General features: G+C 35.4%; 20 protein-coding genes and 1 pseudogene. 17 read left to right on the top strand and 4 right to left on the bottom strand.

What is annotated here, in order from left to right; translation table 11 throughout:
• Positions 1–56: 56 nt before the first annotated feature.
• Together EV142_RS17965 and EV142_RS17960 are read right to left on the bottom strand one after the other, a co-directional pair.
• Positions 57–626, bottom strand: coding sequence for a 5-formyltetrahydrofolate cyclo-ligase (locus tag EV142_RS17965; RefSeq protein ID WP_132037229.1), 570 nt, complete (start codon positions 624–626; stop codon positions 57–59).
• Entirely contained in the window at positions 613–1,617 is a 1,005-nt protein-coding gene (locus EV142_RS17960; RefSeq protein ID WP_132037228.1) for a succinylglutamate desuccinylase/aspartoacylase family protein, read from the bottom strand. Before EV142_RS17960 ends, EV142_RS17965 begins: the two co-directional genes overlap by 14 nt.
• Before the next feature lie 136 nt (positions 1,618–1,753).
• Here EV142_RS17960 and uvrC point away from each other — a divergent pair, with 136 nt between their 5' ends.
• From uvrC to EV142_RS17895, 13 genes and pseudogenes are all read left to right on the top strand, one after another.
• Complete coding sequence (uvrC, locus tag EV142_RS17955; protein ID WP_132037227.1) at positions 1,754–3,553, top strand: excinuclease ABC subunit UvrC; 1,800 nt, start codon at positions 1,754–1,756, stop codon at positions 3,551–3,553.
• A gap of 4 nt (positions 3,554–3,557) precedes the next feature.
• Positions 3,558–4,058, top strand: coding sequence for an XAC2610-related protein (locus tag EV142_RS17950; protein ID WP_132037226.1), 501 nt, complete (start codon positions 3,558–3,560; stop codon positions 4,056–4,058).
• A 74-nt stretch (positions 4,059–4,132) separates the two neighbouring features.
• Entirely contained in the window at positions 4,133–6,421 is a 2,289-nt protein-coding gene (locus EV142_RS17945; RefSeq protein ID WP_132037225.1) for a patatin-like phospholipase family protein, read from the top strand.
• A gap of 211 nt (positions 6,422–6,632) precedes the next feature.
• Positions 6,633–7,790, top strand: coding sequence for a homogentisate 1,2-dioxygenase (locus EV142_RS17940; RefSeq protein WP_132037224.1), 1,158 nt, complete (start codon positions 6,633–6,635; stop codon positions 7,788–7,790).
• 286 nt (positions 7,791–8,076) lie between these two features.
• A pseudogene (locus EV142_RS17935) lies at positions 8,077–8,331 on the top strand (four helix bundle protein); the annotation flags it as partial.
• Positions 8,332–8,394: 63 nt separating this feature from the next.
• Positions 8,395–9,555, top strand: a complete 1,161-nt coding sequence (gene hppD, locus EV142_RS17930; RefSeq protein WP_132037426.1) for a 4-hydroxyphenylpyruvate dioxygenase — start codon at positions 8,395–8,397, stop codon at positions 9,553–9,555.
• A gap of 296 nt (positions 9,556–9,851) precedes the next feature.
• The gene (locus EV142_RS17925) at positions 9,852–10,622 is read left to right on the top strand and encodes a DUF3108 domain-containing protein (protein ID WP_132037223.1); all 771 of its coding nucleotides are present in this window, start codon (positions 9,852–9,854) and stop codon (positions 10,620–10,622) included.
• Positions 10,622–11,563 carry a tryptophan 2,3-dioxygenase family protein gene (locus EV142_RS17920; protein ID WP_132037222.1) on the top strand — a complete coding sequence of 314 codons (942 nt, stop codon included), beginning with the start codon at positions 10,622–10,624 and terminating at the stop codon, positions 11,561–11,563. The genes EV142_RS17925 and EV142_RS17920 overlap by 1 nt, the downstream gene beginning before the upstream one ends.
• A 23-nt stretch (positions 11,564–11,586) precedes the next feature.
• Positions 11,587–12,807, top strand: coding sequence for a M23 family metallopeptidase (locus EV142_RS17915; protein ID WP_132037221.1), 1,221 nt, complete (start codon positions 11,587–11,589; stop codon positions 12,805–12,807).
• 139 nt (positions 12,808–12,946) lie between these two features.
• Positions 12,947–14,590 (top strand): glucose-6-phosphate isomerase, encoded by a 1,644-nt coding sequence (gene pgi, locus EV142_RS17910; protein ID WP_132037220.1) that lies wholly within the window; start codon positions 12,947–12,949, stop codon positions 14,588–14,590.
• A 313-nt stretch (positions 14,591–14,903) separates the two neighbouring features.
• Positions 14,904–17,735, top strand: coding sequence for a TonB-dependent receptor (locus EV142_RS17905; RefSeq protein WP_132037219.1), 2,832 nt, complete (start codon positions 14,904–14,906; stop codon positions 17,733–17,735).
• A 104-nt stretch (positions 17,736–17,839) separates the two neighbouring features.
• On the top strand, positions 17,840–18,262 hold the full coding sequence (locus EV142_RS17900) for a hypothetical protein (protein WP_132037218.1): 423 nt from the start codon (positions 17,840–17,842) through the stop codon (positions 18,260–18,262).
• An 89-nt stretch (positions 18,263–18,351) separates the two neighbouring features.
• Positions 18,352–18,843, top strand: coding sequence for a septal ring lytic transglycosylase RlpA family protein (locus tag EV142_RS17895; RefSeq protein WP_132037217.1), 492 nt, complete (start codon positions 18,352–18,354; stop codon positions 18,841–18,843).
• A gap of 29 nt (positions 18,844–18,872) precedes the next feature.
• On the opposite strand, the gene EV142_RS17890 is transcribed toward EV142_RS17895, so the two are convergent.
• Positions 18,873–19,328, bottom strand: coding sequence for a DinB family protein (locus EV142_RS17890; protein WP_132037216.1), 456 nt, complete (start codon positions 19,326–19,328; stop codon positions 18,873–18,875).
• 78 nt (positions 19,329–19,406) lie between these two features.
• Here EV142_RS17890 and EV142_RS17885 point away from each other — a divergent pair, with 78 nt between their 5' ends.
• The 4 genes from EV142_RS17885 to nadD all read left to right on the top strand — a co-directional run bounded on the left by EV142_RS17885 (position 19,407) and on the right by nadD (position 22,203).
• On the top strand, positions 19,407–19,757 hold the full coding sequence (locus tag EV142_RS17885; RefSeq protein ID WP_132037215.1) for an arsenate reductase family protein: 351 nt from the start codon (positions 19,407–19,409) through the stop codon (positions 19,755–19,757).
• A 273-nt stretch (positions 19,758–20,030) separates the two neighbouring features.
• Positions 20,031–20,891 carry a YicC/YloC family endoribonuclease gene (locus EV142_RS17880; protein ID WP_132037214.1) on the top strand — a complete coding sequence of 287 codons (861 nt, stop codon included), beginning with the start codon at positions 20,031–20,033 and terminating at the stop codon, positions 20,889–20,891.
• Positions 20,892–20,982: 91 nt separating this feature from the next.
• Positions 20,983–21,555, top strand: a complete 573-nt coding sequence (gmk, locus tag EV142_RS17875) for a guanylate kinase (RefSeq protein ID WP_132037213.1) — start codon at positions 20,983–20,985, stop codon at positions 21,553–21,555.
• A 66-nt stretch (positions 21,556–21,621) separates the two neighbouring features.
• Positions 21,622–22,203: a nicotinate (nicotinamide) nucleotide adenylyltransferase gene (nadD, locus tag EV142_RS17870; protein WP_132037212.1), complete on the top strand. Its 582-nt coding sequence runs from the start codon at positions 21,622–21,624 to the stop codon at positions 22,201–22,203.
• A 162-nt stretch (positions 22,204–22,365) separates the two neighbouring features.
• On the opposite strand, the gene EV142_RS17865 is transcribed toward nadD, so the two are convergent.
• Positions 22,366–23,835 (bottom strand): nicotinate phosphoribosyltransferase, encoded by a 1,470-nt coding sequence (locus tag EV142_RS17865; protein ID WP_132037211.1) that lies wholly within the window; start codon positions 23,833–23,835, stop codon positions 22,366–22,368.
• Positions 23,836–23,868: the final 33 nt, after the last annotated feature.

Genomic DNA, 23,868 nt, shown 5'->3' with positions numbered 1-23,868 from the left:
AATCCCAAATTCCAAAATTTAAGATCGGAATTTGGGATTTGTTGTTTGGGATTTAATCAAAACGCATACGTTTTTTCAGGCGTCACACAATAATCTAATTTTATATCCAATTCAAAAACATCTTCAATTTGGCTTTCCGCTTCAAAAAAAGAAAGTCCGATTTTGATGGTTTCCGGTTTACATTCTGCTAAGAATTTATCGTAGAAACCTTTTCCGTAACCCACTCGATTTCCTAAAATATCAAAAGCCAGCAGTGGCACAAAAACAAGTTCAATCATTTGAGATGCAACCGGCAATCCGTTTACAGGTTCCGGAATGTTATACTCGTTTTTCTTTATTTTCGTATTATCAGTCAATAAAAAATGAGCCATCGCGCGGGTTTCAAAATCACTTTTAGAAACCACAATTTCCTTATCCTTTCCGGAAAGCAAATGCAGTACATATTCTGTATTGATTTCTTTTTGCTCTTCGATAGGAAGAAAAAGATGATAGTAGGTTTTATTCCAAATCGGCAACTGTAGTAAATTGTTGGCAATCATCAGGCTTTTTTCTTCGATGTCATCAGCCGACAATTCTTTTCTGAGATGCTTATATTGTAGTCGTAATTCTTTTTTATTCGTCGGCATTTTCGAGAGCATTTTCGGGAGCGTTTTCGGGAGCGTTTTTAGAAATATGATAAATCGCATCGCCTTCGTAGACGATCGGCGAATGATTGGCATTAATAACAAAGCCATCATGAGGCGCTTTTACTTTCTGCTCAAATTTACCAAACGGATCTGTAATTATAGCCAGAATAGTTCCTTTGGTTACAAATCTTCCAATCATATTAAAATCATGCAATAAACCGGAACATTTGGCCCTTAACCAAATCGAATTTTTGATATAGATGGACGGATCTTCTGCCTCGTCAACAACTTGTTTGGGATCCAGCATATTCAAATAATGCAACAAACGCTTTACTCCCATCACGGCTTCATTGGCAATATCATTATTGATATCCAATGATTTTCCTCCTTCAAAAAGCAGCATTTTTACATTTGCCTTTTCGGATGTGTTTCTAAAAGAACCATTAATATTTTTAGAGTACAAGGTAAACGGCGCATTAAAAACATCCGCCAAAAGTTTCAGTTCCGGATTATTTTCGGTGATTCTGATCTGAGGGGCATTAAATCTGCTCGCACCACCGGCATGAAAATCGACTGCATAATCTAAAATGGGCAAAACTTCCGCAACAATATGAAAAGCAAAACGGCTTGCCAGAGAACCTTTTTTACTTCCGGGAAAGACACGATTTAAATCTCTTCCGTCAGGGAACTCCCTGGATTTATTTACAAAACCATAAATATTAATAATCGGAATACAAATAATCGTCCCTCTAGTGGGCCTGTTGATCTTTTTGCTAATAAGCTGACGTACAATCTCAATTCCGTTTATTTCGTCTCCGTGAATTCCGGCCGAGAATAAAACTACCGGGCCTTCTAGTTTGGAACGACGCACAATAACAGGAATATTGAGTTTTGTAGTGGTATGTAATCTGGCAATTTCGACGTTTATGGTTCTATTTTCTCCCGGCAAAATCGACTCGCCAAAAATAATCATGGTTTTGTTATTTTTCATATAGAATTATAAAATCTAAATATAGAAATTATTCTTTTGATTTCGTAAATTTGAAACTAAATCACTGTTAAGCTTATTATCAAAATCAGAATCGTTTTTGAAAAAGCTTTTTCAGTCTCTTCAGAAACAAAACAGAATGTCAAAACCGTCTTTAGAACTCCAAATTCAAACCTTACCGGACAATCCCGGTGTGTATCAATATTATGACAAAGACGATAAAATATTGTATGTCGGAAAAGCAAAAAATTTAAAAAAAAGAGTCTCTTCCTACTTCAATAAAATTCACGATACGAGAAAAACAAATGTTCTGGTCAGGAAAATCGTAACCATAAAACATATTGTAGTTCCTACTGAAACCGATGCACTTTTGCTGGAAAACAACCTAATCAAAACTTTGCAGCCCCGCTACAACGTTTTATTGCGTGACGACAAAAGTTATCCCTGGATCTGTATTAAAAGAGAGCCTTTTTCAAGAATATTTTCGACGCGAAGAATGGTCAAAGACGGCTCTGAATATTTCGGCCCTTATACGAGTTTTAAAACCGTGCATACGATTCTGGATTTAATCAAAGAATTGTATCCGCTCCGTACCTGCAACTACGACTTAAACCAGCCCAATATCAATTCAGGAAAATTTAAAGTTTGCCTCGAATATCATATTGGCAATTGCAAAGGTCCGTGCGAAGGTCTGGAATCCCTGGAAGACTATCAGAAACAAGTGGATGCGATCCGTGAAATCCTGAAAGGAAATTTCAAGGAAAGCATGAAAGATTTCAAGCGGTTAATGACAAAATATGCTCAGGATTTGCATTTTGAAGAAGCCCAGAAAATAAAAGAAAAGATAGAAGTTCTGGAAAATTACCAGTCGAGATCCACTATTGTAAATCCGAAAATCACCAATATTGATGTCTTTTCGATTGTATCCGACGAAAGCGCTGCCTATGTCAACTTTCTACAGATTTCTCACGGATCGATTATTCGTTCGCATACTTTAGAAATAAAGAAAAAACTGGACGAAAGCGACGAGGAATTACTCGAACTTGCGATAATAGAACTTCGGGAACGTTTTCATTTATTGTCAAAAGAAATTATTGTTCCGTTTGAAATTGATTTGGGAGAAAATATCAAAACAACGGTACCACAGCTTGGAGACAAAAAACAGATTCTGGACTTATCGATTCGAAACGCAAAATTTTACCGCATAGAACAACTCAAACAATTGCAGATTGTAGATCCCGATCGCCATACCAATCGTATTATGGCACAGATGCAGAAAGATTTGCGATTGCCGGTAGAACCGCGTCATATAGAATGTTTTGACAACTCGAACATTCAGGGTACAAATCCTGTTGCGGCCTGTGTTGTTTTTAAAGACGGAAAAGCCAGTAAAAAAGATTACCGCCATTTTAATGTAAAAACGGTGGAAGGCCCTGATGATTTTGCTTCGATGACCGAAATCGTTTATCGTCGTTACAAACGGTTATTAGACGAAAAAGAACCTTTGCCACAGCTTATTATTATTGACGGTGGTAAAGGACAATTATCTGCCGCTTTAAAAAGTATAGATGAATTGGGACTGCGCGGCAAAATTGCCATCATCGGAATTGCAAAACGCCTTGAAGAGTTATTTTATCCCGGAGATTCGATTCCGTTATACCTCGATAAAAAATCGGAGACACTAAAAGTAATCCAGCAATTACGAAATGAAGCGCATCGATTTGGAATTACTTTTCATCGCGACAAACGCAGCAAGGCAGCACTCAATTCTTCTGTGGAAAGCATTCCCGGAATTGGTGAAAAAACGATGCTGACCTTAATCCAGCATTTCAAAAGTGTTAAAAGATTAAAATTAGCCTCGGAAAAAGAAATATCGGATGTAGTAGGTCCGTCCAAAGCAAAAAAAATTGTTTCCTTTTACAGTAACAATCAATCCTAATCAGATGAAAATATTCTTTTTAAGCCTCATGATATTCTTTTCCTGCCATTGTTATTGTCAGAAGAATATTGAATTTCATCAGAAAGACCAAACACAAATAAAAATTAAAGTTGTCAATAATTTTGAAAAATTAGAAATCACCAATTCTAAAAATACTAAAACACAAAATATTGATTATATCGAAACATCCATTACCGATAAAGAGATGCATTTTGTAACAGAAGATTACAATTTTGATGGTTATAAAGATTTTGCAGTATACAGAACAGATGACGGAATGGGCGTTTACACCATATATCAAATATTTATCTACAACCCTGCAAATCAACAATTCAAAAAATTAAAAATGCCTTTAAACTATAATCCGGAATGTGATGAATTTTGTGATGTACAAATAAATAAAAAAAGAAAAACATTTCAATCCAGTTGTAGAGGTGGTGCAAAATGGCATACCGATATCTGGAAATTTGACAAAAAACAAAATCTGATATTAACGAAGAAATAATGTTATTAAAAACAAAATTGACCTGTAAAGTTCAATAATATTTCCGACTTTTACAGAACAAACCAGCTAATTCTATGAGCCTTATCCAGCTGTCCTTTCCAAACATACGATTAAAAGATTTTTTTCTCTCCAATTTTTCTATTTCCTCCCGGGGTGTAAACACAGCTGTTTTACTATTGGTTATGCTGTTTTCGCTACATTCCTTTTCACAAGACAAAAAACAAGACAGTATTAAAAGACCCAAAATTGGTTTGGTTTTAAGTGGCGGAGGCGCTAAAGGATTTGCTCATATTGGAGTTTTAAAGGTATTGGAAGAAGCCGGGATAAAAATAGATTACATCGGCGGAACCAGCATGGGATCTGTTATTGGCGGACTTTATGCTTCCGGTTACAATGCTTCCCAAATTGATTCTATTTTCAAGAAAACCAATTTCGACGAATTAATAAACGATTACATTCCGCGTTCCTCGAAAAACTTTTATGGCAAAAGAAATGATGAGTTATATGCTATCGTTTTGCCTTTCAGCAATTTCAGAATTGGCATTCCGGAAGCACTTTCAAAAGGAATGTACAACTACAATTTATTGAGCAGTCTGACCCGAAACGTACGTCATGTTCGTGATTTCAATAAACTACCAACTCCGTTTTTGTGTATTGGAACCAATATAGAAACAGGAGAAGAAGTTTTGCTTAACAAAGGCAATCTCGTTCAGGCCATGATGGCAAGTGCTGCTTTTCCATCGTTGTTTACTCCCGTAGAAATTGATGGGAAATTACTGGTTGATGGCGGGGTTGTGAACAATTATCCGATAAAAGAGGTTCGAAATCTGGGTGCAGACATCATAATTGGTGTCGATGTACAGGATGATTTATTAAATCGAAAAGGTCTTAAAAATGCTACCCGAATACTGGTACAGATTACCAATCTGCAGTCGATTGATAAGATGAAAAGCAAGGTAAAAGATACCGATGTTTATATAAAACCCGACATTCGGGATTACGGGGTAATTTCATTTGATAAAGGGGAAGAAATAATCCGAAAAGGTGAAGAAGCCGCTTTTGCCGTCTATGAGAAAATTAAATCATTGACAGATGAAGAGCATTTTTATAAAAAACCAAAACTAAAGATAAGTACGGATACCATTGAGATTAAAAAAATAAACAGTGATCCGTTAGATAATTATACCAGAGAATATATTCGTGGTAAACTTCGTTTTAAACCCGGAAGCACTATAACATATGAGGATCTGAGAACCGGAATAAATAATCTGAATGCTACACAAAACTTTAGTACTATATCCTATTGCCTGCAGCCTGATGGCAATCAGGATAATTTAGACCTTGTATTGCAGGAAAATCCGACACAGACTTTTTTAAAACTTGGATTGCATTACGACGGTCTTTACAAAAGCGGAATTTTATTAAACCTTACCCATAAAAAAACATTCTTAAAAAATGACATAACCTCACTTGACATTATTTTAGGGGATAATTTCAGATACGATTTAAACTATTATGTCGAAAATGGTTTTAACATCAGCTTCGGGTTTCAGTCAAAATTAAGTAAGTTTAACAGAAATGTTACGACCAACATCAGTAATTTCGACACTGAAAATGTAAATCTCATTAATGTTGATTTTTTAGATTTAACCAATCAGGCCTATTTCCAGACCATATTTGTGCAAAAATTTCTTATGGGTGGCGGGCTTGAATACAAGTACTTAAAAATAGATTCGCCAACACTTTCCGACACGGAGAACATTATTGAAAGAAGCAGTTATTTCAGCGTTTTTGGTTATTTAAAATATGATTCCTTTGACAGCAAAAGTTTTCCCCGTTCGGGATTGTATTTTTCATCCGGTTTACAAACTTATTTAGCTTCATCGGATTACACCAAACAATTTAAGCCTTTCTCAATTGCAAAGGCGGAAATTGCATTTGCGGGCAAACTTTTCAGAAAAGCAACATTCAAAATCGGAGCCGATGCAGGATTTAATATAGGAAGCGACAGTGTTCCGTTTTTTAATTTCATACTCGGAGGATATGGTTACAGCAAAATAAACAATTTCAATTATTTTTACGGATACGACTTTTTAAGTATTGCAGGAAACAGCTATATTAAATCAGACATTACACTGGATTACGAGATCTTCAAAAAAAATCACGTCAATATATCTGCCAATTATGCCAACCTTGGTGATGATATTTTCACCACAGTAGACTGGATCTCAATGCCTAAATATTCGGGATATGCCGTAGGTTACGGACTGGAAACGATTATTGGACCAATTGAAGTTAAACATTCCTGGTCTCCGGAAATGTCAAAAAGTTTTACCTGGTTTAGTATCGGATTTTTATTTTAATTTGTAATTTAAATCAATAAAAATTACGACATTTGTTATAATGAAAACAAAATGGACAGGTTTATTGGAGTATCTTCAATTTCTCATTAAGAGAAACCCGGAGTAATGCTATCGAATTGAATAATTAGCCAACTTAGAAAATGAGCTAATTATCTGTTCACAATTCACATTTTCTAATTATCTAATTTATAAATTATCTAATTGAAAAGCCATGCCATTATATCATAAACTTGGAGATTTTCCTCAAAAAAGACACACCCAGTTCGAGAAACCAAACGGAGGTTTTTACTACGAACAATTATTTGGAACCGAAGGTTTTCACGGACATTCGTCATTGTCCTATCATGTTCACAGACCTACACAAGTTAAGGAAATTATAAACTCCTATTCGGTTGAGCCTAAAATTGCAATCGGAAAAAACATAAAATCATTATTATTTAAAGGTTTTGAACTAAAACCGGAGAATGATTTTTTAGACAGCCGTAAAGCAATGATGGTCAACAAAGACTGTATTATTGGTTTGGCAGCACCTAAGGAATCCCTTCGAAATTATTTCTATAAAAATGCCGATGCCGACGAAATGCTTTTTATCCATAAAGGGAAAGGAAAATTACGTACCATGCTGGGTAATATTCCTTTTGAATATGGTGATTACCTGATTATTCCAAGAGGAATTATCTACCAAATCGAATTTGAAACAGAAGACAACAGACTCTTTTACGTCGAATCTTATTCTCCTTTTTATACTCCGAAACGTTACAAGAACGAATCCGGTCAGCATTTAGAACATTCTCCTTTTTGTGAGCGCGATTTTATTCTGCCGGGCGAATTGGAAACGCACGACGAAAAAGGTGATTTTTTAATTAAAATCAAAAAAGAAGGAATGATTCACGAAGTCGTTTACGCCACACACCCTTTTGATGTTGTTGGCTGGGACGGCTATAATTTTCCATACGGATTCTCGATTCATAATTTCGAACCTATAACCGGACGCGTACACCAACCACCACCGGTACACCAAACTTTTGAAACGGCAACTTTTGTTGTTTGTTCTTTCTGCCCACGACTTTACGATTATCACCCAAAAGCAATTCCGGCACCTTATAACCACAGCAATATTGATTCGGACGAAGTACTGTATTATGTTGATGGTGATTTTATGAGCCGTAACAATATAGAGCAGGGACATATCACTTTACATCCCAAAGGAATTCCGCATGGTCCGGCACCCGGCGCAATGGAACGTAGTATTGGTCATAAAGAAACTCACGAATTAGCCGTTATGGTAGATACTTTCCGTCCACTTATGGTGACGGAAGAAGCAATGGGTCTTGATGATGGACAGTATTATAAATCCTGGACGGAGTAAAGAATTAGTCAATGTGCCAATTTGATAATTAGATAATTTATCAATTAGAAAATGTGGCAATCGATAATCAGACAATTTCTAACGAGATTAAAAAGTAGTCCTTGGACTACAAAATATTATCTTTGACAAGTATAAAAGATTATCTCATTAACGCATTTTCTAATTATCTAATTAAAACATGACTTTCAACGAACAATACAAAGACAACGCTCTTTTAATAAAAACTTTCAATTTTGCATTAAATATCATTGACTACAAAAGCGATCTATAAGAACAAAAAAAGTTTGTAATTGCCAATCAATTATTAAAAAGTGGAACATCAATTGGAGCAAATTCAAAAGAATCCCAAAACGCAGAAAGTAAAGCAGATTTTATTCATAAATTAAAAATTGCAATTAAAGAAGCAGACGAAACAGAATATTGGTTGTTTCTCTGCGACGCTCATAAAAGCTATCCGGATTGCAAAGATTTATTATATGAATTATCAGAAATTTTAAAAATTTTAAATAAAATAATATCAACATCTAAGATGAGGAATTAGAAAATTGATCCAATTAAAACATTTCAAAATTATCTCATTTTCTCATTGTCAAATTATCTAATTATTATGAAAGAAGTAAAATCAGTAGAATACGGATTAGAAAAAATATTTGAAGGAGCACAGGATTTCCTTCCGTTATTAGGAACAGATTATGTAGAATTCTACGTAGGAAATGCAAAACAATCTGCACATTATTACAAAACCGCTTTCGGATATCAGTCATTAGCCTATGCGGGATTAGAAACCGGAGTAAAAGACAAAGCCTCTTATGTTCTGAAACAGGACAAAATCAGAATTGTTTTGACCACTCCATTAACACAGGATTCACCAATTCATGAACATCTTAAAAAACATGGGGACGGTGTAAAAGTGGCAGCTCTTTGGGTTGAAGATGCGAGAAGTGCTTACGAAGAAACTATGAAACGTGGTGCTCGTTCGTTTATGGAACCAACTGTAGAATCAGATGAATTTGGAGAAGTAGTACGTTCCGGAATTTACACTTACGGAGAAACGGTTCATATTTTTGTAGAAAGAAAAAATTACAACGGTGTTTTCTTACCGGGTTACAAAGAATGGAAATCAGATTACAATCCGGAACCAACAGGATTAAAATATATAGACCACATGGTAGGAAACGTGGGCTGGAACGAAATGAACATCTGGGTAAAATTTTACGAAGACGTGATGGGCTTTGTGAATTTCCTTTCATTTGATGACAAACAAATCAATACAGAATATTCGGCTTTGATGAGTAAAGTAATGTCAAACGGAAACGGAAGAATCAAATTCCCAATCAACGAACCGGCAGAAGGAAAGAAAAAATCACAAATTGAAGAATACCTGGATTTTTACGGAGGACCCGGAATTCAGCATATCGCTATTGCTACTGATGATATAATCAAAACTGTTTCGGACTTAAAAGCGAGAGGTGTTGAATTTTTATCTGCTCCGCCGCATACTTACTATCAGGCAATTCCCGAAAGATTAGGCGTTCATATGGAAATGATGAAAGAAGATTTAAATGAAATTGAAAAATTAGCCATCATGGTCGATGCCGATGAGGATGGTTACTTATTACAAATATTTACAAAACCTGTTCAGGACAGACCAACCTTATTTTTCGAAATTATTCAAAGAATGGGTGCAAAAGGTTTTGGCGCGGGTAACTTTAAAGCACTTTTTGAGTCCATCGAGAGAGAACAGGAATTGAGAGGAACATTGTAAAAACGTCTTTTTTTTACATTATGTAGAAAAATTCTCTGTAAAAAACTGCTTTTAATGCAAATGATATGTTAAACTCACTTTTTGCTATTTATTTTCTGAACTTTGTATCTATCTTTGCACTCGCAAATCAGGAAGGGGTGGTTTCCTTCCGAATTGATATAAATTTCATAATTTATAGTTTTTTGGTTAGTTAATAGCATAAAAACTCAGTCATTACTTGACTGAGTTTTTTTGTTTTGGTACATTTGGAATAGAATTTGCTTTTATCTTTATAACATAACTGTCAAAATAGTCCTATGAAAAAAATAATTCTCACTATATTAATCCTCACGACACTTAGCTTTGATTCTTTTAAGGAAGATGCATTTGACGTAGGGGAATATTTCAAATTCCGCATTCACTATGGAATTGTAAACGCCGGTTACGCTACTCTTGAAGTAAAAGATGCCACCATAAACAATAAGAAAGTTTTTCACGCTGTGGGTAAAGGTTACACAACCGGGATGTCAAAGTTTTTCTTCAAAGTAGAAGATATATACGAAAGTTATTTTGACAAAGAAACCGGAAGTCCTTACCGTTACATCAGAAAAATTGACGAAGGTGGTTATACCAAGAATCAGGAAGGTATTTTTAATCAAAATGAAAACAGGGTTTTAGTAAAAGACTACAAACGTAAATCAGAAAAAACAATAGTAACCTCTGATGCGGTACAAGACATTATTTCTTCGTTTTATTATTTAAGAAACCATCCCAATATAGACAAACTGAAATCGGGCGAAGCGATTACTATAGACATGTTTTTTGATGATGAAATCACAAAATTTAAGTTAAAATATATAGGCCGTCAGGATATTACAACTAAATTTGGCACCGTTTCTACCATGATGTTTAAACCCTTGGTACAAACCGGAAGAGTTTTTAAAGAAAAAGAAAGCGTAACGCTTTGGATAACAGACGACGACAACAAAGTTCCCGTCAGAATAAAAGCAGATCTTGCCGTAGGTTCACTAAAAGCAGATCTTGACGAATACAAAGGATTAAAAAGCCCCCTTAAAGTAAAAAAATAATGAACACCACAGATAATTCTGAATCGATCCTAAAAGAAATTGATCTTAAATTTCAAGCCATAAACCAAAAAACTGACGTTCAGCTTGAAGGCTTACTTTGGTCAAAACCAATTACCTATTGGGATTATATTCAGACGGATGCTCTTTTAAACCTTCAAATACAACGCACTACGCTTCCTGACGAAATGGTATTTATTATGTACCATCAGGTAAATGAATTGATTTTCAAAATGATTCTTTGGGAAATTGATCAGATTGCCGACACCGAAAACATTCAGGTTGATTTTTTTAGCGAAAGATTATCCCGAATTACCCGTTATTTTGATATGCTGACCAATTCGTTCAGCATTATGGAAAACGGAATGGAAGTCGATCAATATATGAAATTTAGAAATACCCTGACTCCGGCAAGTGGTTTTCAGAGTGCACAATACCGATTAATTGAATTTGCCTCTACAGATGTCATTAACTTAACAGACCGCAGATACAAAGCAGACTTTGACGAAAATACAGCTTTAGAAACCAGTTTCGAACATTTGTATTGGCAGGCAGCAGGAAAGGACTATCAAACCGGGAAAAAGTCATATTTGCTTCAGGAGTTTGAAAACAAGTATAAAGATCAGTTTTTGCGTCAGATCAGCACGTTCAAGACAAAAAATATCTGGCAAAAATTTACACAGCTGCCGGAAAAAGATCAATTGAATGAAGTATTAATCACAGCAATGCGTCATTATGACCATACTGTAAATATTACCTGGGTGATGCAACACCTCAATACTGCAAGAAAATACATCTTAGAAAGCGGGAAAGGAAACGGCGAAGCCACCGGGGGAAGCGACTGGCAAAAATATATGCATCCAAAATACCAAAGACGCATCTTTTTTCCTAAATTGTGGACCGAAGAAGAATTGTCCAATTGGGGAAACGAAACCACCGTTTAATTTCTCAACAAAAATTTAAAAGTTTGAAAAAAGCAGTTGTAATTATTATAATATTGTTTTCAATATTTTCATGTAAAAAAACAGAAGAAAAAGTCGAAATCAAAATTACAAAACCAAAAACTAAAAAAGTAGAATTTGGTTTTAATTACGCAGATTTTAATGTTTTACAGGACACTATCCAGAAAGGCGATTCCTTTGGATCCATCTTTCAAAGCCAGAATATTGGAGACAAAAAGGTTTATGACATTGTAGAGCAGGTAAAAGATTCTTTTGACGTAAGGTCTATTCGCTACAACAAGCCTTACACGCTTCTTCGATCAAAAAACAAAACAAACAAACTTCAGGTTTTTATTTATCAGCCCGACGCATTAACTTATTATGTAGTCGATTTCAGGGACAGTACTGCTAAAGCTTATAAAAAAGTAAAACCTGTTACCTTTAAACGTAAAATTATTGGCGGCGTTTTAAAAAGTTCCCTATCTGAAACTTTAGGAAATGAAAGTGTGGAAACCGCACTTGCCAACAGAATTACCAAAGTATTTTCGTGGTCTATTGACTTTTTTAAACTTAAGAAAGGCGACCGTTACGGACTAATTTTTACAGAACGTTTTATAAACAACAAAGTGTATGACGGGGTTGAAGATCTGGAAGCGGCATTTTTTGAATACAAAGGAAAAATCATTTATGCCTTCCCCTTTGAAAAAGACTCCCTTTCCGGGAAAATAGAATATTATGATGACCAGGGAAGAACGCTGAAAAACTTTTTCTTAAAAACACCAATCAAATTTAGCCGAATCACTTCCCGTTTTACGATGAACAGATTTCATCCTGTACAACATACCTGGAAAGCACATAAAGGAACAGATTATGCTGCCCCGACCGGAACTCCAATTTCTACAACTGCATCCGGAGTTGTGGAAGCAACAGGATACACAGCAGGAAACGGGAATTTTGTAAAAGTAAAACACAACGGCACCTACTCTACTCAATATTTACACATGTCCAGAATTTTAGTACGACGCGGACAACGTGTTACACAAGGACAAAAAATAGGACTGGTAGGAAGTACCGGACTGGCATCAGGACCTCACGTTTGTTACCGTTTCTGGAAAAACGGAGTTCAGGTAGACGCCCTTCGACTTAATTTGCCAACCGGAGAATCTTTAGGAGGAAATGACAGAACGCGTTTCTTAAATCAAATTGAACCTTTGAAAAGAGAACTGGACAGTATTGGGAATTTGTAAAGGTTTAAACCCGGAAGATTCATAAGAATTTACATTCTTCATTTTTCTTCTAATTTGTTATATAATTGTGAAGCGGCAGACTTTTAAAACTAATTTCAGTATTTTTGCGTCATAACCACTTTTATAATTAGACAACAAAATGGCTTTAAACACAACAAACCCAACCGGGACTGAAGCGTGGAAAAATCTGCAAAATCACTATAACGCAATTCACGAAACTACCATACAGGAATTATTTCAACAGGATAACGCACGTGTTGAAAAATTTAATTTACAATGGAATGACTTTTTGGTAGACTACTCTAAAAACAATATTAGCCAGGAGACTATATCTCTTCTATTAGAACTGGCCAACTCAATCGGATTAAAAAATGCAATTGCGGATTATTTTAACGGAGAGATCATTAACAAAACCGAAAACAGAGCCGTTTTACATACTGCTTTGCGTGCACCGGAATCAGCGACTATTAAGGTTGACAGAGAAAATGTAATTCCGGAAGTTTACGAAGTAAAAAACAAAATCAAAAACTTCACACAGGAAGTCATTTCAGGACAAAGAAAAGGTTTTACAGGAAAAGCATTTACTGATATCGTAAATATTGGTATCGGAGGTTCTGACCTTGGTCCGGTCATGGCAGTTGAAGCCTTGCAGTTCTACAAAAATCATTTAACTACGCATTTCGTTTCCAATGTTGACGGAGATCACGTAAATGAAATCATTAAAAAATTAGATCCTGAAACAACCCTTTTCGTCATTGTTTCCAAAACCTTTACCACACAGGAAACTTTAACCAATTCTGAAACGATTAAAGAATGGTTTTTAAAATCGGCTACTCAGGCGGATATTGCAAAACACTTCGTTGCTGTTTCTACCAATATCCAGAAAGTAACAGAATTCGGCATTAATCCGGACAACGTTTTCCCGATGTGGGATTGGGTTGGAGGAAGATTCTCACTGTGGAGTGCCGTTGGTTTAAGCATTGCGCTTGCCGTTGGTTTTGATAATTATAATGAATTACTAAAAGGCGCCAATGAAATGGACGAGCATTTCAAATCGGCAGAATTTGACGAAAACATTCCGGTGATCTTAGCCTTATTAAGCGTTTGGTATAATAATTTCTACGGGGCCGAAAGCGAAGCTTTGATCCCCTATACGCAATACTTGCAAAAATTAGCTCCGTACCTGCAACAGGCCTTTATGGAAAGCAACGGAAAAAGTGTTGGCCGTGACGGAAAACCGGTAAACTATCAAACAGGAACGATTATCTGGGGAGAGCCCGGAACCAATTCCCAACATGCTTTTTTTCAATTGATCCACCAGGGAACTAAACTGATCCCAACAGATTTTATCGGATTTGTAAAACCTTTGTATGGAAATGAAGATCACCACGATAAATTAATGTCCAACTTTTTTGCCCAAACCGAAGCTTTACTGCATGGAAAAACTGCTGCACAGGTTCAGGCAGAATTCGACAAACAAGGTCTTGCTGCAGAACAGGCCTCTTATCTATTGCCTTTTAAAGTTTTCACAGGAAACAAACCGACTAATACGATTCTGATTCAGAAACTGACTCCAAAAAGCTTAGGATCACTGATCGCTTTATATGAGCACAAAATTTTTGTTCAGGGAGTTATCTGGAATATTTTTAGCTTTGATCAATGGGGAGTGGAACTAGGGAAACAACTGGCAAATTCCATCTTAGAAGAAATAAATACCAAAACAGTGAGAAATCACGATAGCTCAACTTCATTTTTATTGAATCATTTTTTGAAAAACAAATAATTTAATTTTTCACAACATATTGAAACGTCTTAATTTAACACAAATTAAGGCGTTTTTTCGTATAAACCTCCTAACAAATGAAGACCCAACCTTCGTATTTGAGCGTTTAAGGCTACAGCACTGTTCAAATTATTATGTTTTTAACAAAATATAGGCCTCTAAAATCAGGAAAACATCATTTTATTTAACACAAAAAAGAAAAATCATTTTAATGCGCAATGAATTAAGCAAAATTAGTTTTTCTTAACATTTTGATAACATTATCTGATTTTAATGTTATAATTTTGCCAAAAACAATAAACTAAATAAACAAATGAAGACAATGAAAAATTGGTTACTAACTGGACTATTGTTCATGGTAGTTTCAACCGTATTTTCTCAAGGAAAAGTTACCGGTACTATTACCGATGCCTCAGGTGCAACTTTACCTGGTGCAAACGTAGCTGTTAAAGGTTCACCAAGTGGAACTTCAACAGATTTCGATGGTAAATTTACAATCGATGCTAAAACTAGTACTGGAGAATTGGTTATTACTTACCTAGGATACGATTCCAAAACTTTACAATTTTCAGTTTCAAATGGTGGAACAACAAATTTAGGCGAAATCGTTTTGTCTGCTAACTCAAACGAATTAAGCGAGATTGTCGTAAAAAGCAGCATCGTAGATATTGCAAAAGACAGAAAAACTCCTGTAGCTGTATCAACTATTAAAGCTGCAGAAATCAGAGAAAAATTAGGAACTCAGGAATTTCCTGAAATCTTAAGAAACACTCCTTCAGTTTATGTTACTAAATCAGGTGGTGGATTTGGAGATTCCAGAATTAACATTCGTGGTTTTAACCAAAACAACATTGCTGTTATGATTAACGGTATGCCAGTAAACGACATGGAAAATGGTTCTGTATACTGGAGTAACTGGGCTGGTTTATCAGATGTAACATCTGCTATGCAGGTTCAAAGAGGTTTAGGTTCTTCTAAATTGGCTACTCCTTCTGTTGGAGGTACTATCAATATTGTTACTAAATCTTCTGACATGAAAGAAGGCGGATCTTTTTCTTCTGGATTTGGAAATGCTAGAAACTTTAAAATCCAAGGATCTTACAATACAGGAAAATTAAGTAACGGATTATCTGCTTCTGTTTTATTATCTCAAACAATGGGAGATGGATATATCAATGGTACTCAATTCGAAGGATCTAACTATTTTATCGCTTTAGGATATGGAACTAAAGATGACAAACACAACTTTCAAATTACAGTAACAGGAGCGCCACAATGGCACAACCAAAGATCTACTGTTTCTACAATTGCTACATACCAAAAATATGGTTCTTTAACTGATCCAAATATCAGATATAATGCTGATGCAGGATATTTAAATGGTGAAGAGTATAATATCAGAAAAAATTACTATCACAAACCGGTTGCCTCTTTTAACTGGGATTATAAAATTAACGAAACTACAAAACTATCTTCTGTTCTTTACGCTTCTATGGGTCGTGGAGCTGGTGCTGGTGCAACAGGTGGTGTAGGAGGAAATTTATACAATGGTTCTGCTTTTGTATTGCCAAACGGAATGGTTGATTACGACAAAATCCAAGCATGGAACTCTGGTCAAGGACAAGTTTTCTTTAATGGAGCAAACAGAACAAGAACAATGATTGGTGGTGTTTACCAAAACAGTTCTAACACAGGTAGATCTGGAGCCGGAACAACAGCATCTCCATATGTATACAATACTACGGCAGGTATCTCACAAACTTCTTCTATCAACTCTCATGACTGGTTTGGAGCTGTTATCAATTTAAATAAAAAACTAAGTAACACGTTGACTTTAGATTTTGGTATTGATGCCAGAACTTACACAGGATACCACTTTACAGTAGTAAATGATTTACTAGGTGGAGGTGAATTCTACGACAACACTGTTGCTAGCCTTAAACCAGCTGGAAGACATATTACAGCAACTTACCCTACAGATGTTCAATGGAATGTTTTCGACAAGAAAAATTACGAAAAAATCTCATTTAACAGTACTGGAAAAGTTAGATGGTATGGTGCATTTACTCAATTAGAATACTCTAAAGATAACTTAACTGCATTTGTACAGGGAGCGATCTCTCAACAAGGATTCAAAAGAGAAGATGATTTTGTTTACTTACCAACTGATCCATTAACATCTACTGATTATGAAAACATATTAGGTGGAAACGTAAAAGGTGGTGCTAACTACAACCTTAACGAGAAAAACAATGTTTATGTTAATGCTGGTTACTACTCAAGACAACCATTCTTTAACTCAGTTTACCCTAACAACAGATCAACTGTAAACCCTAACCTTACTAACGAGAAAATTATTGGATTTGAAGCTGGATATGGTTTCCGTTCAAGATTCTTTAATGCTACAGTAAACGTTTACAACACAACTTGGAATGACAGATATTTAAAAGGTAATGCATTACCATCTGATGCAACTACTTATACAGAATACTTAGGTCTAAACGAGGTACACTCTGGATTTGAATTAGAAGCAAATTCTAACATCACAGAAAAATTAAAAGTTAACGCTATGTTCTCTTATGGAATCTGGGAGTACAAAGGAAACGCAACTGTTAATGCTTACTATCAGGCAGACAACACGCCTGTTGTAGGATATACTGCATCTCCTGTGTACATGGACAAAGTAAAAGTAGGTGATGCTGCTCAAATGACGGCTTCTTTAGGAGCTTCTTATGAAGTTTTGACAAGAGTAACTGTTGATGCTAATTATAACTTTAACGACAAATTATATGCTGGATTAAGCCCGATTAACTTTTCAGATCCAAACAACAAAGGAGCATTACAATTGCCTTCTTACGGTTTAGTTGATGCAGGTTTCTCTTATAAAATGTTAGTTGGTAAAGACAAAGACAAATCTGTTAATTTCAGATTAAACGTAAACAACTTATTTGACAAAATTTACATTGCTGAATCAAGAACTAATACTTTTGCAGATGACAACTTACCAGTAGCTACAGGACAAACTGCTGGATCTAAGGGAACATATGCTTCAAATGGCATGCTTTACAATGGTGTAGCAAATGTTAACCAGGTTTTCTTCGGATTTGGAAGAACATGGAACTTTGCTCTACGTTACGATTTCTAATATTTAGAATCTGAATAAATACCAAAAACGGCATTGACTTTTAGTCTAATGCCGTTTTTTTATGGCCTTTTTTGTTATATTTGTTTTAATAAAAAAACAACCTTATGTACTCTTTTTTACAAAAATTCCACTCTGGCTGGGCTTATTTAGCCTTACTACTTTTATTAATTGCAGTTGTAAACGCCATCATTGGTCTTACTTCTAAAAAAGACTTTACAGCTAAAGATCGAAAAATAGCATTGTTTGCCTTAATTGGAACCCATACGCAATTATTGATTGGTTTAATTCTTTATTTTGTATCTCCTCTTGGAAAAGCAGCATTTGGACAAATGTCTAATGCAGAATTAAGGCTAACTTCGTTAGAACACCCTTTAATCAACCTGATCGCTATCGCACTGATTACTATCGGATGGTCAAAACATAAAAAACTAATTAATAGCGAAGCTAAATTTAAAACTTTTGCTATTTATTACGGAATTGGATTATTACTTATTTTAAGTAGAATCCCATGGAACCTATGGTTCTAAAAACCAATTAAAGCCCTAGGAAAATAGGGCTTTTTTTATCTCGGCATATTATTTGTACAAACTCCCCAAGTCTGAAAAAAAAATAACCTATGAGAAGTAAAAAACACATTCTACTGACTACACTTACAATAACTTTTTTAAGTTGTTTTACTTATGTTATAAGTCAAACAAAACCAACAACAGAACCTAAAATTACCCAAGATACTGTAAAAGCCACAAAACCTGACCTGCTTGCCATTCCAACAGATTCGATATTTACAGATAAAGGTTTAAAATTAAAATTATACAAAAAAACGGCGCATGCTTCTTATTATGCAGACCGATTTAACGGAAAAAAGACAGCTGACGGAAGCAGATTCAACAATAGTAAATACACCGCAGCACACAAAAAACTTCCGTTTGGAACCAGAGTAAAAGTCACCAATGAAGCCAACGGCAAGTTTGTAATCGTAAAAATTACAGATCGGGGTCCGTTTGTAAAAACCCGTGAAATAGACCTCTCCAAAAGAGCTTTTATGGACATTACCAAAAGCAAAGGTGCCGGAGCTATGAAAGTTACAATTGAAGTGATAATGAATTAAAAAAAATCCCGCAATTGCGGGATTTTTATTTAAACAAACTTTCTAATACTCATGACAATTCCGGTATGAATACCTTCATGATAATTAACGAAATTAAATGCATCCTCAACAGTATTTAAATCAAATCCCATACTTGTTTTATAGGCATTGTAAGCAACGAAAGTTCCCGATTCAAAATCTTTTATAGTTTGATTTAAAGTAGAAGAAAGCAACTCTCTAACTTCATCGACTTCAGCTTGTGTAACATCTCCTTCCGGCTTGGTGCCCTTTGAATACTTTGCTACAAATTCGTTTGAAACCTGCATCTTTAAACCGGACAATTTATAAACCAAAACCTGTTGCGATGCGATGCAATGTGCAATATTCCAAATCAGATTATTACTAAATCCTTCAGGAATTGTATTCAATTGCTCTAACGAATGATTATCCAAAACCTTTAGGAGAATATTCCTGATGGTTTTTTGCACTTCAAAAACTGAATCCATAATTTTAATTTTTTTATAAAATTAACCTTTTTTATATTTCAAATGGATTTTCTTTGTACTCAAATAAATTCAGAGATCATGAACAAAATATACTACCTCGCTTCTTGCGATACTTGCAGAAAAATCATCAAAAGTTTACCGAAAGACCATAATTTGGTTTTTCATGACATTAAGCAAAACCCAATCACCGAAGCAGAATTAGAAGAAATGTATCAGCTTGCGGGAAGTTATGAAGCTTTGTTCAGTAAAAAAGCACAGTTGTACAAATCAATGGATTTAAAAGATAAAAATCTTACTGAAGCCGATTTTAAAAAATACATTCTGGAACATTACACTTTCATCAGCCGTCCGGTTTTTATTATTGATGAAAAAATTTATATTGGTAATACGCAGCCTGTTACATTGCAGGTTATGAAAGCATTATCTTAAAAAAAGTTAGCCACAAATTACACTAATTAGCACAAATTATTTGTTTAGCTTAACAACGCCAAAGATTAAAAGATTCTTACAGATTGTAAAAATCCATACAATCATTTTAATCTGTGGCAAAAGAAAAACCATTAATTCACACTAATTAAATTCGTGCTAATTAGTGTAATTCGTGGCGATAAAACTTTAAGTCACTCAGTACACAACTGATTAGTGATTTAAAACCCAAGACTGCAAACTTTTATTTATCTTTGCGCCTTTATACTCAATTATATGATACAATCTATGACAGGGTTTGGCAAAGCTTCTTTGCAATTGCCTACAAAAAAAATTACCGTCGAAGTAAAATCCTTAAATAGTAAAGGTTTAGATCTAAACGTAAGAATGCCGTCGCTTTATCGCGAAATGGAATTAGGTTTACGAACTTTTATCTCTACAAAACTCGAAAGAGGAAAGATTGATTTTGCAATTTACATTGAAAGCACTGCTGAACAAACTTCGACTAAGGTAAATGTTCCTGTTGTAAAAAACTATATCGCCCAACTTCAGGAAGTTTATCCTGATGCAGACGAAACGGAATTAATGAAAATGGCGATTCGTATGCCGGACACCTTAAAAACGGAACGTGAGGAAATTGATGAAAATGACTGGGAACAAATTCAGGTTATCATTGAAGAGGCACTTCAAAATATCTTAAACTTCAGAAAAGACGAAGGCGAATCACTTGAAAAAGAATTCAACCTGAGAATCGGAAACATCCGTCAATATATGACTGATGCCCTGGCTCTTGATCCGGAACGCGTTCAGGCTATCAAAGATCGTTTGCAAACCGCTATTTCTGAATTGAAAGTGAATGTTGATGAAAACCGTTTTGAGCAGGAATTAATCTATTATCTTGAAAAATTAGATATCACAGAGGAAAAAGTACGCCTTACGAATCATTTGGATTACTTTTTAGAAACAATTAAAGGAACGGAAGCCAATGGTCGCAAATTAGGTTTTATAACGCAGGAAATGGGTCGTGAGATCAATACAATGGGTTCTAAATCAAATCACGCGCAAATGCAGAAACTGGTTGTGATGATGAAAGATGAATTGGAGAAAATTAAGGAACAGGTTTTAAATGTGTTGTAAACGCAATAAGCTTTAAGCTGTAGGCTATAGGCAGAAAAACGAAACGAATAAAGCTGAAAGCATATCGCCCAAAGCCTAAAGCATATATTTAATGAACAAAGGAAAATTAATTGTCTTTTCGGCACCTTCGGGATCAGGAAAAACAACTATAGTAAGGCATTTACTGGGGAAAGAGGATTTAAATTTAGAATTTTCGATCTCAGCAGCTTCCCGCGACCCTCGCGGAGAAGAAGAACACGGAAAAGATTATTATTTTATTTCGCTGGAAGAATTCAAAAAACACATTAAAGCCGAAGAGTTCCTGGAATGGGAAGAAGTCTATCGTGACAACTTTTACGGTACTTTAAAATCCGAAATTGAGCGTATCTGGGCTTTAGGAAAAAATGTGATTTTTGATATTGATGTTGCGGGTGGATTGCGTATCAAACACAAGTTTCCGGAGCAGACTTTAGCTGTTTTTGTAAAACCTCCAAGCGTAGACGAACTAAAACGCAGATTAAAAGAGCGTTCTACTGAAAGTGATGACAAAATCAATATGCGAATTGCTAAAGCCTCTGTTGAATTAGCAACCGCACCGCAATTTGATACGATTATAAAAAACTACGATTTAGATACGGCTAAAGAAGAAGCTTATCAATTGGTGAAAGCTTTTGTCAATGCTTAAATTATAACACAAAGCCGCACAAAGGAAAATAAATTACTTTGTGAATCTCTGTGAAACAAAACAACTATGAAAATAGGCCTTTATTTCGGAACGTATAATCCCATTCATGTTGGTCACCTGATCATTGCCAATCATATGGCTGAATTTGCCGACTTAGATCAGGTTTGGATGGTTGTAACGCCACATAATCCGCTGAAGAAGAAAGCAACTTTATTAGAGGATTACCAACGTTTACAAATGGTTTTTCTGGCGACGGAAGATTATCCAAAAATTAAACCTTCTGACGTTGAGTTTAAATTACCGCAACCCAATTACACGGTAAATACCCTGATTCATTTGCATGAAAAATATCCAACTCATGATTTTTCATTAATTATGGGGGAAGACAATCTGAAAACGCTTCATAAGTGGAAAAACTACGAAGTCATTTTAGATCATTATGACATATACGTTTATCCCCGTATTTCAGAAGAAGAGGAAAGTATTGAATTAAAATCGCACCCAAAAGTTCATATTATTGATGCTCCAATTGTGGAGATTTCTTCTACTTTTATCCGAAACAGCATCAAGGAAGGTAAAAATATACAACCGCTTTTACCGCCAAAAGTCTGGGAATATATCGATCATAATAATTTTTATAAGAAATAAAAAAGTTTCATTTTACACAATCTTGTCATTTCGACCGAAGGGAGAAATCACATAAAGTAAAGACACACAGTACGTCGCTCTCTGGATGTGATTTCTCACTTCGGTCGAAATGACAGACCGGAATAAAAAAAGCCTGAATTTAAAATTCAGGCTTTCTAGTTTTTATGCTTCAAGGTTTATCTCGCTTTTTACGCGATTTCGAATCTCACTTAGCGACTGATCAACCAAAAGTTTTCCATCCCTGAAAACTTCTTTAAGTTCTCCTTTTTGCTCCTCTTCCCAGGAAACATTATCCGTTAGATGATAAACTCCATCGACTAAATCAATTTTCATTAATCCTTTGGCTGATTTTTTAGTTCCGTCATCCGTGATCGGATCTTTAAAAATGGCTCTGCCTGCTCCGTTTACTTCACCATATGTAGCTTTCATTGCAAAACCAAAAGTATCTCGCGTATTGTACTGATAGGTGAATGAACCAATTCCAAGAACAACATTAGTGGATGCAAATCCTTTTAATTTTAATTTTTCGCAGATTTGAGTAGCTCTGGCAACCGTAATACTATCACCGTAAATGGCACCAATCTGTGGTACCAATTCTTTGAACCCTTTAGCATTTACAGTTCCGCCAAAAACATCCCAAAGCAATTCGATTACACCTTTCTTTTCCTTTTCCGTTTTACCATTTGGGTTTCCGCAGATAATATCTACCGGATCACCACTGTCAGGACGAATTACGACTTTACCTTCTCTTGAAACTATTTCTTCTTTTAGTCGCGGCAGATAATCGGTTAATACTTTCCACAAATCCCAGGTATCCGAAACGATAGAAACAATTCCTTTTGGATACACTTCAGAAATCAATCTTTTGAAAGTTTCATATTCACCCTCTGTCGTTCCCATGCACATTACAGAGTGCTCTGTAGCCGCTACCGAACCCGCGACTAATTCAACATCTGAATTGGCATTGTAATATTCTTCCAGGAAATCGATCGCCGGAATAGTATCAGATCCTGTAAAACTTAATAAATGTCCGGCTGAAGACGTTACCGAAGCTTCGATTCCACCCATTCCTCTCATAGAGAAATCATGCGCCTGCCAGTCTACAAATTCCGGAACTGAAGACGTTTCCCCTGCATGTTTATCCAGTACTTTTCTGTACTCTTTTGCGATTGTAGCGGAATTACAAGGAAGCCAGACTACGGCAGAAAGCAAGGTTTCAAAATAATTAGTCAGCCAGAAAAACTCCGGAAGTGTGTTGAACATGGTAAACATTGGCACGCGAATCGGCACACTCGTGCCTTCTGGCAATGCTTTAAAGACCATCGGAATATATCCTAAATCATGCAAATCTTCGATATGTTTAGTTCCAACCAGGTTTTCGCCTAAATAATTATTGATTCTTCGGGCATATTTTTTTACCACTTCTTCTTTCGGCTGTTTGAAAAAATGCAATTCAAAATCCTGAATAATATACTTTTTGATAAAATATTGCAATCCGAAAAACACCACTTCTTCTACACCTTCAATTCTTGATTTTCTTGGTGTCCAGTTAGAATATACTAGTGTTGTGCCTGTTGGATATTGTCTTCTGTGGTCTACTTTGTAACCGTCTGTTAATAATAGTGGGTTCATATATTTTATGGGTTAATTTTTTAATTATTACGA

The sequence above is a fragment of the Flavobacterium circumlabens genome (assembly GCF_004345565.1).
In the GTDB taxonomy this organism is placed as follows: Bacteria; Bacteroidota; Bacteroidia; order Flavobacteriales; family Flavobacteriaceae; genus Flavobacterium; species Flavobacterium circumlabens.
The sequence above is the reverse complement of the archived record's forward strand: the minus strand, read 5'-3'. Positions and strand labels throughout refer to the sequence as shown.

Bases quoted from the DNA above. Each gene is read 5' to 3' on its own strand.
- EV142_RS17965 (WP_132037229.1), bottom strand. From the start codon at position 626: ATGCCGACGAATAAAAAAGAATTACGACTACAATATAAGCATCTCAGA.
- EV142_RS17960 (WP_132037228.1), bottom strand. From the start codon at position 1,617: ATGAAAAATAACAAAACCATGATTATTTTTGGCGAGTCGATTTTGCCG.
- uvrC (WP_132037227.1), top strand. From the start codon at position 1,754: ATGTCAAAACCGTCTTTAGAACTCCAAATTCAAACCTTACCGGACAAT.
- EV142_RS17950 (WP_132037226.1), top strand. From the start codon at position 3,558: ATGAAAATATTCTTTTTAAGCCTCATGATATTCTTTTCCTGCCATTGT.
- EV142_RS17945 (WP_132037225.1), top strand. From the start codon at position 4,133: ATGAGCCTTATCCAGCTGTCCTTTCCAAACATACGATTAAAAGATTTT.
- EV142_RS17940 (WP_132037224.1), top strand. From the start codon at position 6,633: ATGCCATTATATCATAAACTTGGAGATTTTCCTCAAAAAAGACACACC.
- EV142_RS17925 (WP_132037223.1), top strand. From the start codon at position 9,852: ATGAAAAAAATAATTCTCACTATATTAATCCTCACGACACTTAGCTTT.
- EV142_RS17920 (WP_132037222.1), top strand. From the start codon at position 10,622: ATGAACACCACAGATAATTCTGAATCGATCCTAAAAGAAATTGATCTT.
- pgi (WP_132037220.1), top strand. From the start codon at position 12,947: ATGGCTTTAAACACAACAAACCCAACCGGGACTGAAGCGTGGAAAAAT.
- EV142_RS17905 (WP_132037219.1), top strand. From the start codon at position 14,904: ATGAAGACAATGAAAAATTGGTTACTAACTGGACTATTGTTCATGGTA.
- EV142_RS17900 (WP_132037218.1), top strand. From the start codon at position 17,840: ATGTACTCTTTTTTACAAAAATTCCACTCTGGCTGGGCTTATTTAGCC.
- EV142_RS17895 (WP_132037217.1), top strand. From the start codon at position 18,352: ATGAGAAGTAAAAAACACATTCTACTGACTACACTTACAATAACTTTT.
- EV142_RS17890 (WP_132037216.1), bottom strand. From the start codon at position 19,328: ATGGATTCAGTTTTTGAAGTGCAAAAAACCATCAGGAATATTCTCCTA.
- EV142_RS17885 (WP_132037215.1), top strand. From the start codon at position 19,407: ATGAACAAAATATACTACCTCGCTTCTTGCGATACTTGCAGAAAAATC.
- EV142_RS17880 (WP_132037214.1), top strand. From the start codon at position 20,031: ATGATACAATCTATGACAGGGTTTGGCAAAGCTTCTTTGCAATTGCCT.
- gmk (WP_132037213.1), top strand. From the start codon at position 20,983: ATGAACAAAGGAAAATTAATTGTCTTTTCGGCACCTTCGGGATCAGGA.
- nadD (WP_132037212.1), top strand. From the start codon at position 21,622: ATGAAAATAGGCCTTTATTTCGGAACGTATAATCCCATTCATGTTGGT.
- EV142_RS17865 (WP_132037211.1), bottom strand. From the start codon at position 23,835: ATGAACCCACTATTATTAACAGACGGTTACAAAGTAGACCACAGAAGA.